Annotated in this window: 10 protein-coding genes; 7 read left to right on the top strand and 3 right to left on the bottom strand. The window is 40.4% G+C overall.

The window, feature by feature from the left end:
* The first annotated feature begins 30 nt into the window (after nucleotides 1–30).
* Nucleotides 31–3,822, top strand: a complete 3,792-nt coding sequence (locus AN390_RS12830; protein WP_055254906.1) for a PAS domain-containing hybrid sensor histidine kinase/response regulator — start codon at nucleotides 31–33, stop codon at nucleotides 3,820–3,822.
* Nucleotides 3,806–4,711 carry a diguanylate cyclase gene (locus AN390_RS12825; protein WP_024031527.1) on the top strand — a complete coding sequence of 302 codons (906 nt, stop codon included), beginning with the start codon at nucleotides 3,806–3,808 and terminating at the stop codon, nucleotides 4,709–4,711. Before AN390_RS12830 ends, AN390_RS12825 begins: the two co-directional genes overlap by 17 nt.
* 92 nt (nucleotides 4,712–4,803) lie before the next feature.
* On the opposite strand, the gene AN390_RS12820 is transcribed toward AN390_RS12825, so the two are convergent.
* Nucleotides 4,804–5,184, bottom strand: a complete 381-nt coding sequence (locus AN390_RS12820; protein ID WP_004585870.1) for a DUF3192 domain-containing protein — start codon at nucleotides 5,182–5,184, stop codon at nucleotides 4,804–4,806.
* Nucleotides 5,185–5,479: 295 nt separating this feature from the next.
* A complete protein-coding gene (locus AN390_RS12815) occupies nucleotides 5,480–6,424 on the bottom strand; it encodes a D-2-hydroxyacid dehydrogenase (RefSeq protein WP_055254904.1) in 945 nt (314 codons plus the stop codon).
* A 429-nt stretch (nucleotides 6,425–6,853) separates the two neighbouring features.
* Here AN390_RS12815 and AN390_RS12810 point away from each other — a divergent pair, with 429 nt between their 5' ends.
* Together AN390_RS12810 and AN390_RS12805 are read left to right on the top strand one after the other, a co-directional pair.
* The gene (locus AN390_RS12810) at nucleotides 6,854–7,993 is read left to right on the top strand and encodes a 1-acyl-sn-glycerol-3-phosphate acyltransferase (protein WP_029774392.1); all 1,140 of its coding nucleotides are present in this window, start codon (nucleotides 6,854–6,856) and stop codon (nucleotides 7,991–7,993) included.
* Between the two features lie 108 nt (nucleotides 7,994–8,101).
* A complete protein-coding gene (locus tag AN390_RS12805; RefSeq protein ID WP_004586824.1) occupies nucleotides 8,102–8,347 on the top strand; it encodes a DUF1289 domain-containing protein in 246 nt (81 codons plus the stop codon).
* A gap of 15 nt (nucleotides 8,348–8,362) precedes the next feature.
* On the opposite strand, the gene AN390_RS12800 is transcribed toward AN390_RS12805, so the two are convergent.
* Nucleotides 8,363–9,061: an ABC transporter substrate-binding protein gene (locus AN390_RS12800; protein ID WP_024031530.1), complete on the bottom strand. Its 699-nt coding sequence runs from the start codon at nucleotides 9,059–9,061 to the stop codon at nucleotides 8,363–8,365.
* Nucleotides 9,062–9,217: 156 nt separating this feature from the next.
* On the opposite strand from AN390_RS12800, the gene AN390_RS12795 reads away from it, so the two are divergent.
* From AN390_RS12795 to AN390_RS12785, 3 genes are read left to right on the top strand one after another with little or no spacing between them, the layout of a single operon-like run.
* Nucleotides 9,218–9,421 (top strand): DUF3283 family protein, encoded by a 204-nt coding sequence (locus tag AN390_RS12795; RefSeq protein WP_004586826.1) that lies wholly within the window; start codon nucleotides 9,218–9,220, stop codon nucleotides 9,419–9,421.
* A 3-nt stretch (nucleotides 9,422–9,424) separates the two neighbouring features.
* Nucleotides 9,425–9,826, top strand: a complete 402-nt coding sequence (locus AN390_RS12790) for a GNAT family N-acetyltransferase (RefSeq protein ID WP_004586827.1) — start codon at nucleotides 9,425–9,427, stop codon at nucleotides 9,824–9,826.
* Nucleotides 9,827–9,846: 20 nt separating this feature from the next.
* On the top strand, nucleotides 9,847–14,352 hold the full coding sequence (locus tag AN390_RS12785) for an EAL domain-containing protein (protein WP_055254902.1): 4,506 nt from the start codon (nucleotides 9,847–9,849) through the stop codon (nucleotides 14,350–14,352).
* The last annotated feature ends 3 nt before the right edge of the window (nucleotides 14,353–14,355 follow it).

The raw sequence follows: 14,355 nt of genomic DNA, 5'->3' as shown, positions 1-14,355 counted from the left end.
TGACTATCGGGCCAAAACTTAGGCAAAACGTTGAAATTTTTACCTCTAAAAGACTATTACCGCTCTTTATTTGTAGCATTATTTGTTCCCTTATTTGTGGCATTTTTACTGTGTTTGCACTTGTATAATATAAAAGTTGAGCGCGCCATAGAAAAACGTCAAGCCGATTTTGAGCAAGTGTCGGCTCAAGTTAGCCATATAATGAGCTCGGTAAATGACTTTTTTGACAATGCCTTTATATCGTATCAGCAGCCTAGTGTTGAGCAGTTCAATCGCAACTTACTAGAAGGTATTAATCAATACGACAATTACTACTACCGCCACTTTAGCGAGCGCCAAGGCGAAATAGTCGGTAAAGGGCAGTTTGCTTTTTCTAACCGTGCGTTGATCCAATGGCAGCAAGCTACAACCCTAAGCCCAACGTTTAATACCGCGTTATCGCTTATGCAATCGTTATCGGCCGTTGCCTATGTTGATGATTCGGGGTTTGCCTATGTGGTAAGGCGTAATAAAAGCCAAAGCACTATGCTTAATAAAATTTTAAATGGTAATTTTAAGCCCACATTTATACCTGGCCAGCTTACCTCAAGCGCCATTGTTAAAATACGCGATAGCGCTTATTTTGCTATTGGCCGTAAAAAACAACCTAATTCGTCAGACTACATCATTTTAATATACGATTTAGAGGCCATGTCTAGCTGGCTTAAAAAGGTGGCACCAAGTGAAGGCGAATATGTGTTTATGAACCAGTCGCATCAAGTGATAGCCAGCTCTGTTAAGCAGTTAAATGAAGCAACAGCCTTAAAAGATTATTGGCCTGAATTAGCCCATAACAATGAAAAAATAAACTTAGTTAATAACACAAATGCGCAGTTTTTTATGCAAGCAATGGGGAACCTGCCCATTCATGCCGCCTTTTATGAGCCGCAAATAAAAGTGATCACGCCAATTAGGTATGAAGTTCTTTTAGAGTTTGCGTTTTTAACGTTATTTTTAAGCTTAATGTTTGCGGTATTTTTTTGGTTAAGCCAACGTATTTTTGTTAGGCCAATGACTCATTTAATGCAATATTTTGAACAAAATGATGCCCCTAAAGCCGCGCTTTCTAATTACCCCATCCCTCTAAATTGGCAGCCTTGGTTTTCTCGCGTTAAATATGTGTTTGATAAAAATGCACAGTTAGTTGAGTCGCTCCAAGAAGCTAATAAAGAACTCGATGATCAGTTACAGCTGCAATCTCAAAAGCTAAAACGCAGCTACGAAGCAAAAGAGCGACACCTAGCGCTATTAAATACAATGCTAAATAGTGTGCCTGATCTTATTTACTTTAAAAATATTGATGGCTCTTTTTTAGGTTGTAATAAAGCATTTGAAGCCTATGTAGGCAAAGAGCAAGCTATCCTAGTCGGTAAGCGTATTGAAGATTTAGACAGCGACGATTTACAGCTAAGCCTACTAGAAAAGCAAGTTTTACAAACCAAAAGTAGCATTGAGCAACGCATAGATAGCACCGACAAATCGTATCAATTAACGATTGCCCCATTTTATAACGAGCACCAGCACTTATTAGGCACTATGGGAATTGGGCGAGACATTACTGAGCAGCAGCAAACTCTATCGGCGTTAAAAGCGTCAGAATCTAAATTTAGAAGTGCAATAGAGTTTGCAGCAAACAGTGTGGTGTTACTTTCGCTTGAGCACACCATATTGCAAGTTAACAAAGCGGCTCGTAAGTTATTTTCACAGCAAGATATTTTAACTGGTGAGCCACTAAAAATGCTGTTTGATGAGGCGCAGTGGCAAGAAATAAAAAATGCGCTTTGTCACTTATTAGATGATAAAAAACGGGTTTATCACTTAACGCTCTCACAAGGAAAACTAACAAGTTGGCTGCAGCTGAGTGTGTCGCTGGTGTGGGATGAAAACCGTGATCCCTCTTATTATGTTATTCATATTCAAGATGTAAGTGCACTGACTAAAGCTAAGCATGACGCAGAACGCGCAACAATAGCTAAAAGCCGCTTTATTGCTAATCTAAGCCATGAGATCCGCACCCCTCTTAACGCTGTGTTAGGGCTGTTAGATATGATAGTAGAGCAAGGCTTAAAAAATAAGCAGCTGCAACAAACTAAGCAGGCTAAAAACGCAGCTCAAAGCTTATTGCTGATGCTAAACAGAATGCTCGATTTTGCCCGAGTAGAAAGTTCGCAAGCGCAAATTAAACCGGTGCCTTTTTGCTTAGTTGAACTGATTGATATTTGCGAGAGCTTAACAGCGCCATTGTGCCAAAACAAAGGGTTAAGCTTTAATATTGAAATAGATCCACTCATTAACCCCGCGCTGGTGGGGGATTCAATACGTTTGCAACAAATATTAGGTAACTTACTTACCAATGCCGTTAAGTTTACTAATAAAGGCAGTATTACCTTAAAAATGGTGCTTGAAGAAAATGACGTTTTAGATCAGCAACGTATTTGTTTTCACGTAATAGACAGTGGTGTAGGTATTGCTAAAGCTGACCAACGACGACTGTTTGATGCTTTTACTCAAGGCGATGAATCCTCTACGCGTATTCACCAAGGGGTCGGGCTTGGACTTGCTATAGTTAAACATGGTGTAGCCTTAATGGGCGGCGAAATTGCAATTAATAGCGACAAAGGCCGTGGATGTGAGTTTTTCTTTACTCTAGCGCTTGCGGTAGATACGGCTAAAAATAGTGTATTTATACCTAATACATTAGCCATTGTGAGCGATGACACTGTACAGCTAAACGAAGTGGTTAATGCCTACTCACAAGTGGTAGCTATTGATTTAGAAGAGGCGCTTCGCTACCCAATAAAGCTTGCTGATGCACAGCAACTGATTATTGATGAAACCACATTGAACGATTTATTAAAGGTTGAATCTATACACGAAACGCTCAGTGGCAACTCATACCCTGTGGTTGTGGTGAATCACGAACACACTTTAGCATTGCCTTGTACTACGCAAATTAACGCACAACATGTTAAAGCTACGGCGTTAGCTCAGCGCTTGATTAGCTTAAATGCTAATGCGGGGGCGGAGCCACCTAAAGCCGCTGAAAATAATGAAGAAGTAAAAAAAGATATATCGGGTCTACTTATTATGGCGGTTGATGATAACCCGCTTAATTTAGACATTATTAGCAGTGTGCTAAAACAGGCCCATATAAATGTAATAACGGTTACCAATGCGCCAGATGCAATAGAGCTGCTACAAATATTAAAACCAGATTTAATTTTGATGGACGTGCAAATGCCGCATATTGATGGTTGCCAAGCAACGCAATTGATTCGCCAACAGTTTGACGCGCGCCAGCTGCCTATTTTTGCTTTAACAGCACATTGTGAACCTGCAGATGTTGAGCGCTCACTTAGTAGCGGCATGAATAAGCATTTGACTAAACCTGTGGTTGCAGCTGTGCTGTTAGATGCAATTAGAGACGTAGACTTTATAAAACCTAAGTTTTATGACCAAAGCTTTGCGCTCACCCAGTTTAATTTTGATGAAAATTTACTGGCAACCATGGTCGGAAAGTTTGCGAAGCTGTGTGAAACGCAGTTAGAACAAATTGAAGAAAACACCCAGCGAGATGAAGTGGTACGCTTAGTGCATAGCATTAAAGGCGTGGCGGGTAACTTAGGTTTTATTAGGCTTTCATTGTGTGCCAAACAATGTGAAACGCACCTTAAAACAACTAACGAGCCGCTTCAGCACACTTTAAAAGAGCTAATCATTCAGCTAAAGCAAGTGATTATATTTATTGAAACCTTAGGGGGACGGGATGTCGAAAAAAGCTAAAATACTGATTGTGGATGATGATCCCCTTAACCGGTTGGTGCTTGAAAAAACACTGGGCACTGAGCATGACGTATTTTTAGTCGAAAGCGGCGAAAAAGCGCTCACCTTTATTAAATCTAATCAGGTCGATTTAATTATTTTAGATGTGGTGATGCCAGGCATTGATGGTTATGAAGTGCTTGTACAGCTTAAAGAAAACCCTATTACTCAGTCTATTCCTATTGTGTTTATATCGGCTAATAATAGCCACACCGATGAAGCAAAAGGACTTGAATTAGGTGCAATGGATTACATCACTAAACCCTTTAATGCGTCTATAGTCAAAGTGCGGGTACGCAACCAATTACTGATCAAGCAAAAAAATGATTTGTTAGAAATGCTTGCCTCAATTGATGGTTTAACGGAAATACCCAACAGGCGTTATTTAGATGAAAACCTCTCTCGTGAATGGCGCAGAAGTAAACGTAATGGCTCGTGTTTGTCTGTTTTATTAATGGATATAGATCACTTTAAGCGTTACAACGATTGCTATGGCCACCGAGCGGGGGATGAGTGTTTAAAGCAGGTTGCCCAGGCGTTAGCAGCGCAATGTGAGCGTAGTACTGACTTTATTGCCCGCTACGGGGGGGAAGAGTTTGCTGCGGTATTACCCGATGTTAATAAACAACAGGCATTAGCATTTGCCCAAAAGTTAAGAAAAGCGGTAAACAGCCTCAATATAGAGCACAAAGCTTCGTTAAATGCAGATCACATAACAATCAGTATTGGCATTGCCAGTATGGAAAACGGCAATGCAAGTGCCGAACAAGCCTTGCTTGAACAAGCTGACCTAGGGCTATATGCCGCAAAAGATGCAGGGCGCGATCAGGTGGTTGCGCTTAACTTATAATGTGGCTGTGTTTATATTAAAGCGTTATTTAAATCGGCCCCACACGTTAATGTTATTACCTAGCGGGGCGACTTTATGCTACTAACGCGTTGTTATTTTGTGATCATGCCTAGCGCGCTTTCACCAATACCTACCAATTTATCATTTTTAAATACCAATGGCGTGCATTCATCTTTTGTTGTTTTGCCATCAGAGTGAATGCTGTTAGTCACGTAAAACAGTACCTGATACACATCATCGTCTTTCTTCAATAGCTCGGTAAAGTTTGGCGTTTTTAATTGCGCTAAAACAGATTGGTAGCTGCTATCCATTGTTAAATCTGCAATCGCTTCGCGGTTTTTTTTATGCTGATGTTGCCAGCTTGATGAGTCGTTACCTGCCCAGTGCGTTTCTGCTTCGCCATCTGATACGGCAATAACACAGCCTGTTAAAAACGGAGCAATAAGTGCAGCAGCTAAAAGTGATTTTTTCATTGTTATAGTCCTTGATGAGTTTTAATTTAATTATTTACTTATCAGGAGCAAGTAATAGGCCAATATAACAAAGTTATAAAATTCATAGGGTTAGATTGTAATGGCTGTTTTTAAGTGATTAATTATAAAAATCATTAGCAAAAACAGCCACTTTTTAGGTTTTTTAACGATTAAGCTAGCCTGCGTTTATTTAGCCTAGCGAAAACACGTTACAGCTATTTACTAAATAGAATGAGCGACTTTGAGACAGGTAAAACCTAGCCTCAATGCGGCTAATTATTATTGCAAATTGTTATTATACCAAGCGGTTACGAGACTCGCCGTTAGTAAAGGCTGCAATATTTAGGCTTACTTCATTAATTAAGCGTACGATTGACTCTGTGCTGGCCCATGCAATGTGAGGTGTAAGAAGCAAGTTTTCGCCTGTGTAATTAGCCAGCGGGTTAGAAGGCTCTGCCGGCTCTTTAGTTAGTACATCAACACCCGCACCGGCAATTAAATTTTGCTCTAGGGCTGTGGCTAAGTCGGCTTCATTTATAATGCCACCACGGGCGGTATTGATAATAATACTGCTGGGTTTCATCATTTTTAGCTCATCTAACGAAATTAAATCGCGTGTTTCATCAGTAAGCGGGCAGTGCACGCTAATTATATCAGCGGTTTTTAATACTTCTTCAAAAGGTGTACGGCCTTCTCTACAAGAGGCGCCTTTACGCTCTGCAACCACTACATTGGCTCCAAAAGCTTGCGCTACTGTCGCCACACCTTTACCTAGCGTTCCACCACCTATAATGGCAAATGTTTTACCTTGTAAATCATTAAAGCTGTAATCTAATCTGCAAAACATCTCGCTTTTTTGCCAAGCGCCTTGCTGGCAGTCGCGCTGGTAGCGGTGTGTATTACCTAATAAATTAGTTACTAACGAAAACGTGTGCTGTACAACCGAAGGGGTCGAGTAGCCTGCTACGTTGGTAACGACAATACCAAATTCTTCAGCGGCGTTTAAATCAACATTATTAGTGCCTGTTGCACTTACGCAAATAAGCTTAAGCGTTTTAAGTTGGCTTATCGTATCGCGATTTAGCACAACCTTGTTGGTAATAAGGACGTCCGCGCCTTGGCTGTGAGCGACAACTTGCTCTGGTGACGTAAGTTCGTAAGTAGTTAGCTCACCTAGTTCTTCAATGCAAGTTAACGAGGTTTTAGCTAAAGTAGCGTTATCGAGAATGGTGATTTTCATTGTGTGTCCTATCTAAATGCGTACCGTAAAATGGCAAGAGCGTTTAAGGTACTACGAATACACACCTTTGTTAATGCTATTACTACCAAATGCTTAGTACAAAAAGTCAGGTTGCTGATAAAAGTTTAAATTGGCTGGTCTGCCCACTCAAATATAAATAACATGATATTTTAGCGGGCTATATCGCTGGGGCCTGTTTATTTTTTGAGGTTGAACTCACTTTCCTTTGAAAGGTCAACAAGCCTTATTAACGTTGATAAAACTAAAAAACAATGCACCAACCCCTTTTTGTGTGGTCATAGACTGAAATGGCTCGCAAATAAGCATAACCAAATGGCTATTTCTTATTTAAGAGTGGCTGAGTTATAATCAAAATTATATATAAACGGTACGTTTTGCGTGCCGTTTTTTAACATTGTAGATGCAGTAATGAGTGAATTAGAAGATAAGTACGCAGACATAAGACCTTACAACGACGATGAAGTTGCGGCCTCGCTAGCGCGTTTAATTAACGATAATGCGTTTATAGATGTAATAGCAAAGTACAACTTACCGCGCTTTATATCCGCTATGCCTTTTATTGCTCGTACACTGGTGAGAAGCCAGTTACGAAAAAAGTGGGGTAAATTTACGAGCGTTGAAGATGTACAAAACGAAGTTGCAAAGTATTTAGATAAACTTATAAAACGCACTACCTCAAAAGTTACCTTTTCGGGTTTAGACAAATTAGACCCGCAGCAGGCGTATTTATTTATATCAAACCACCGCGACATAGTGCTGGACCCTGCACTTGTTAATTGGGGTTTGTATCAACATAAAATGAAGACGGTGCGTATAGCAATTGGTGATAACTTATTGCAAATACCGTATATAACCGAGCTGATGCGCTTAAATAAAAGCTTTATCGTTAAGCGCTCAGCCAAAGCACCTAAAGAGATGCTTAAGGCGCTTACGCAGTTGTCGTCGTATATTTATGACTCGTTAACAGCAGGAAACTCTATTTGGATTGCGCAAAAAGAAGGGCGTGCAAAAGACGGCTTTGATCAAACAGATCCGGCGCTTTTAAAAATGCTGCAACTTAATGGTCGTAAACAAAAGAAAGAATTTGGCGAGTACATTAAAGAGTTAAAAATTGTTCCGGTGTCTATTTCTTACCAGTATGAGCCTTGTGCAATTTCTAAAGCAAAAGAGCTTTATCATAAACAGCAGCACGGTGAATACGTAAAATCAGCAGGCGAAGACATAGCAAGTATTGTTGAAGGATTTAGCTCTGCTAAAGGGCATGTGCATTTAGCATTTGGACAACCGGTTGAAAGCGGTTGCGATGATGCTGATGAGCTGGCGCAAACAATTGATAAGCACATTGTTGAGTCTTTTTACTTACACCCAGGAAATTACATTGCCGGTGGGTGCAAGCAAGCAGTTATTGATGAGCCCGATACCGCCACTTTTGAGCAGCGTTTAGCCTTAGTGCCAGAAGAGCTAAAGCCACTTGTTTTAGCTATGTATGCAAAGCCATTTCAACGCAAAACTGAAATCACAAACAAAGTATGTGAGCAAAGCCATTAGGCATCTGCGTTGGCAAGTAGCGTAATAAAGCAGCGTAAACGCTGCTTTTTTTTTGTGCATAAATAACGCTATACTCATACAAAGCAATTAATCTACTTAGGGGGCGCAATGCAACAAATTGAAATATTTGATATTCCAAGCCCCTGTAAAAGTATTTGCCAAGTAAACAACCGAGGTTATTGCAAAGGCTGCTACCGAAGCCGGGATGAGCGCTTTAATTGGAATGCGTTAAGCAATGCGCAAAAAAAGAAAGTACTTAGCTTGTGCCAACAACGTTACAAACGGTATTTACAAAAACGCCAAGCTGCGCAATCACAAGCCACTTTAGATAAACAACAAGGCTTTGAATTTTAAACCTTGCTGTACATGCTAGAGTTTTAAATTGTATTTTGCGCGCAATGCGCGACTAGTGCCGTTATCGTGTAGCTTATTTAAAGCATTCAATAATTTACTTACCAAAGCCGCGTGCTTTTTATGTACATAATGATAGAGCGAAAACGTACTTAGCAGCTGGGTTTGCATACAGGTCTCTGGCAGGGAAAAGTTATCGGCTTTAAGCACAAAGTCGAGCATAATTGCCCCATCAACTTTATGCTGGGCTAGTAGGTTAAGTTGGGTCGTAATATTTTTTACTTCAATAATATTGCCGTTAAACTTATGCTCATTTAAGTAATGGTGCTGAACTGGATAGCCTGATAAAACCGCAATACTATCGAGCTTATCGAGTGTATTGGGTTGGCAGTTTTTAAACAGTAAAAGCTTATAGTCAAACAGTGGGTAGTTAATTCTGATCAGGTTTTTATTGTCCGCCTCTATACTTATATCGCGGCCAAGTTGGCCATCTAACACCCCATTATTGGCTGCTAATAAGGCATTTTGGCGATTAAAATCAATTATGTGTACTTCATAATTAAGTTCTTTATAGGCTAATGTGAGTAAAGCGAGCGCATAGCTTGCTTGAGCTGAGTCGGCTGGGCGGTTAAATATAACGCTATTGTGATTGGCGAGTGTAATTTTACTAAAAAATAAAACGACTAATAAAAACAAAGCATTGAGCTGTATCTGCAAGGTTACTTCCGTTTAAAATAAGGAGAGGGCAAATGATCGCAGCGAATAATACCAAAATAGTCTGGTTTTTGCCCATGTTTGTTGCTTTTTAAACAGTAAATGGGTTCAAATATACGTATAATAAATGCGGATAACTAACCGTACTTAGGAGTGGTTGTGAGTTTTAATTTATGTGCTTTACCCCGAGAGCAAAAATACCAGATTCAATTAGATTACGAAGCCTCATTTTGGGCTTATCAAATTAAACGTAATAAAAAAACACGTGAGCAAGTTTATAACACGATTCATAGCCGCCCAGTGGCAGAGCAAACGTTTTTAAAGCAACAGTTTGAGCAGTATTTGGCGTTAATGCTAAGCTAATATATGTACACAGTACAAAAGTTAGACACACTTAAGATTCCATTAGTTAATAAGTTTTATGCACTGTATAGCGTAAGAGGACGTGCTAATAAGCAAGATCAGGTTTGGGTTGTTTACAGTGAAATGCAGATAGTTGCGGCGTGTCGAATACAAAATAAACACGATTTTTTATTTTTATCGACCGTATTTGTTGCCCCGCAGCACCGTGCAAAAGGGCTGGCAAAGCAACTTGTATGCGCCGCTATAAAACAGCAAAGCATGCCGCTTTACACCTTTGCTTATAAAAATATTACAGCTTTATATACGAGTCTTGGTTTTAACCAAGTATTAACATATACTCCTGGTTTAAAAGCACTTTTTGATATTTATACGCATCGAAATATAGTCGCACTCGAATACCTATAACAAAAACAACGGATCAAGCCATGAGTAAAGGCGTTCATTGGATCATTAGTTGCTGTATAGCTTTAATCGCTATATTTAGTTGCCATGTTGGCGCACAGGTTAAACGTTTATCCCCCAGTGAAGGCCTGTCGCAAAGCTATGTGAACACTATGCTGCTTGATGATAACGGTTACCTATGGCTCTCTACCGAAGGGGGGTTAAACCGCTATGATGGTTACCAAGTTGTTTCAATTAATGGCCCTAATGGCGAGCTTGAAGAAGCCATAATTGATTGTATTTACCAAGACCCCGCAGGCAATATTTGGATAGCCTCGTTACTTGCCGGCTTATTTAAATACGACCCAAGTACCGACACCTACCAGCAATTTATTTCTCAACCTACCAGCGAAAAACAAATTTTAAGCCAGTCGGTATTTAGTATGGCAGCGGTTGATGACAAAACCTTATGGATTGGGCGTGGTCGCGACTTTGCTAAATTAGATATTGAAACAGGTAAAATAACCAGCCTATTTGAGCTGCCTAAAGAATACGAAAACACCTTAGTCAGAGAGCTTTTTCATTACAATGGGTATATTTTTATAGGCACAAGCCATGGGGCGTTTGTATTTGATATCGCCTCTGAGCAAATTAGGCCGTTGCAGCATTTAAAAAGCAAAGCTGAGCATATTTATCAAAACAACGTTAAATCGTTTTCGGTCATTAAAAATAATCAGTTGTTAGTAGGCACCGTTAAAGGCTTGTATCAAGTTGATATTAGCGACTTGCCAGGCATGTTTGAACGCCCCGACATAGCATTTAAAAACCAAGCCGTTATTGCCGATTTAAATGTATGGCGCATCATCAACGAAGGCGAAAAGCTAGATCTGGCGACTAATAAAGGGCTCTTTAAATTTGATTTAAATACCAAAGAGTTGGTAAAAAACACACGGATTACGCAAAGTAAATACAGCCTATCTGATACCAGTATGATAGACATGGTAAAAGATAAATCGGGAGGGTATTGGCTCGCTACTAAAACCGATGGTGCATTTTATCTGTCTAATAATACCTATCACTTTAGCAATATAGATGGTAGTAAACTGGGTGGCGATGGCCTTTCTCATCCTTCGGTTTGGGGCATTACGGAGTATGGCAACAGCCTATGGCTGGCAACGCATAATGGCTTAACCGAAATTGATTTAGCCACTAACACCAGCCAAGTTTACTTAAAAAACCACAAAGTAGACTTACTGACTACCGAATTTAGCGTGTATGAAATTATTCCTTATAAGCAAAAGCTTTGGTTACATACAAACCGTGGGCTGTTTGAGTTTGACCCCATAACGCATCAAATTAACGAGCCAACAATAACAAACCCCAACAATAGAGCCTACATAGAAGGCTGGGTACACGGCGTAACCTTAATGCCTAACGGTGATTTGTACTATGTGCACTCAGATCACGGTATGTTTGTATATAATATTGATACTCAGCAGATCACCCGATTAGAAGGGGCCTTTAGCAAAATAGAGCCGTTTTTGGCGCATGGTTTTTCGCCAGCGCTGGCAACCAAGCCTGATATGCCCCTGTTTTTTAATGCGGGTATTTTATATCAGTTAAACCCAACCACATTAGCATTAAACACCATTTATAAAGTGCCAAAACAGCACGATAACGTGGCTATTAATGTGCTTTCTTACGTGGTCGATAACAACAATATTTTATGGATTTCGCTATCTAATTTTGGCCTGATTGGGCTTGATGCAGCCAGTTACAAATTGGTACACACGATTGACTTAGAAAAAAATAAGTTAGGTACCTTACTTTATGACATGGTGCTTGATGATAATGGCATGATTTGGATGAGTAGCCATAAAGGCATATGGCGACTAAACCCAGAAACACTTCATTTTCAGCAGTTTACTACATCTGAGGGGCTGCTTTCTGCTGAATTTAACAGCAGTGCCATGGCGCATTTAAGCGATGGGCGCATTGCCTATGGCAGCTTAAAGGGCATTACATATTTTCATCCGATGGAAAATCAAAATTACCACTCTTTAATTGATCATGTAAATATAACGCGAGTTGATTTAATGTCGCGCGACTTATCTATCGATTTAAAACAGCCATTAAATGAAATAGTCCTAAACCATGATGATATCGGTTTAGAGGTGGCGTTTTCGGCGATGGCGTTTAGCTATCAAGAGCGCATAATTTATGAGTACCAGCTCGATAACGGCCAAAAAACCTACACCCGTAATAATAATCGGGTGTTATTTCCTAAATTAAATCCAGGTAATTACCAGCTCAAAGTATGGGCTAAAGATCCATTAACCGGCGAGTACACGCCGCCTGCAGTGCTAAAAATTCGTGTTAAGTATCCCCTGTGGCGAGCGCCATATTTTATGGTGCTTTATGGCGTTTTGTTTATCGCATTTATTGCTTTTTGGGTAATGCGCCGCAACAAAATTCAGCGCATATTACTGGCCGCTAATAAGGAAAGTAAAGAAAGTGAAGCGCGATTGAAACTAGCCTTAGAGGGCAGCGAGTCGGGCATGTGGGATTGGCAGTCTACATCGAGTAGTATTTACCAGCCGCGCTTAAGTAATGAACTGGGGTATGATCAAGAAAGCGTGAGCCTAGATGACTACCTAGCTAAAATTCATCCGCAAGATAAAGCGCTTTTCAGATTAGAATGGTTAGAATTTTTATCAACCGATAAAGGCTACTTTAATTGCACTTATCGGTTACGCCACGCTAAAGGCTATTGGCGTTGGTATAAAGACTTTGGCAAAGTGGTGGAATGGAGCGGGCAACTTCCTAAAAAAGTAGCGGGTACTTACACCAATATGACCCGCGAAATGGTGTTTGAAGAGCATGCCCGTTTATTTACCGCTGCGTTTGAGCAAACCCGCGATTGGGTATTTATTCTTGATAAAAACTTTACGGTTCGCGCCTCTAACAAGTCGTTGCAAACGGCCTTTAACTTTCCTAGTGAGCCACGCTCTAGCCGTGCCCTTAATTTAGGCATATCGCGAAGTAATCGTTTTGACTACTTACGGATAATGCAAAAGCTGAATGTGGGTGAGCATTTTTCCTGTGAAGACTTAGTCACCCTAGCCTGTGGTGAGCAGCGCCATGTGTTAGTAAAAATAAGTGCAGTGGCCGACACTGAACACCGTTTAAGCAGCTACGTTATTATTTTAACCGACATTCATGCGCAAAAATTGGCTGAAAATGAGCTTCATATTTTAGCCAACTATGACTCATTAACCGGTTTGCCTAACCGTATGCTGTTTAACGACAGGGTTGAGCATGCGATTGAGCAAGCGCAAAATCATCAATGTAAAGTAGCTATGCTGCACATAAACATTAAGCGGTTTAAATACTTTAACGACTCATTTGGACGTGAAGCGGCTGATGAGCTAATAAAGCAAGTGGCTAAGCGTATTAAGCGCTCCTTGCGTCCTTCTGCAAGTGTTGCGCGCTTTGGTGGCGATGAATTTGTGGTGCTGGTGGAAGATGTGCAGCAAATTGAAGAAGTATTGCTTATTTGCTCTAAATTAATAGATTCTGTAAGCCAAAATATGGAATTTAATGGCCAGGTGGTAAACGTTAATTTAAGTATTGGTGTAGCAATAGCGCCTGATGACGCCGCAGATCATGCTGCGCTGTTAAAAGCTGCCAGTATAGCTTTGTACCATGCAAAAGAGTCGCTCGAAAGCAGTTATAAGTTTTACAAGCAGGAGATGAATCAGCATGTACAAAAAGCCCTGCATTTAGAGTCTTTGCTAACTAAAGCGTATCAAGAGCAAGAGTTTTGCAATTACTACCAGCCTATAGTGAATGCGCACACTCAAAAAACCGAAGGTTTTGAAGTGTTGTTACGCTGGCCAGAAAACACTTTAGTGCCCACGCAAGAGTTTTCTTTAGCGGCTGAGAGCATAGGGTTAATAACAAAAATTATGCTGCAAACCTTTGCCCGTGCGTTGCAAGCCCTCAAACAATGGCGTGAGATTTCACCTCAGCTGTACTTGTCGATAAACCTCTCAGCACTTGATTTTGAATACGAAGAGCTTGTAACCGACATTCATAAAGCGCTGAGCCACGCTAATGTGCCCTCAGAAGCCATAGTGTTTGAAATTACCGAGTCTATTTTAATGCGCGACTCTAAACATGCGCTGCACAGTATGGAAATGCTGAAAAAGCTTGGCTGTAAGCTCTACATGGATGACTTTGGAACAGGCTATGCCTCATTAACGTATTTAAAGCGTTTTCCTATCGATGTACTAAAAATAGATAGAAGTTTTGTGCAAGATATTGGCGTGGACTCGGATGATGAAGCCATTATTCAATCAACGCTGACCTTAGCTCATAGCTTAGGTAAAGAGTGTGTGGCTGAGGGCATTGAAAACAAACAACAGCTGCAGTTTTTAAAGCAGTTAGGGTGTAAGCATTTTCAGGGCTATTTATTTAGTAAGCCAGTACCTAAAGAAGCTGTTCCCGCACTGATAAAACAAGATTGGGGCAACATATTTAACCAGTAAAAA

Source organism: Pseudoalteromonas sp. P1-11 (genome assembly GCF_001399995.1).
In the GTDB taxonomy this organism is placed as follows: Bacteria; Pseudomonadota; Gammaproteobacteria; order Enterobacterales; family Alteromonadaceae; genus Pseudoalteromonas; species Pseudoalteromonas atlantica.
Note: the sequence above shows the minus strand (reverse complement) of the source record. Positions and strands in the feature narration are given on the sequence as shown.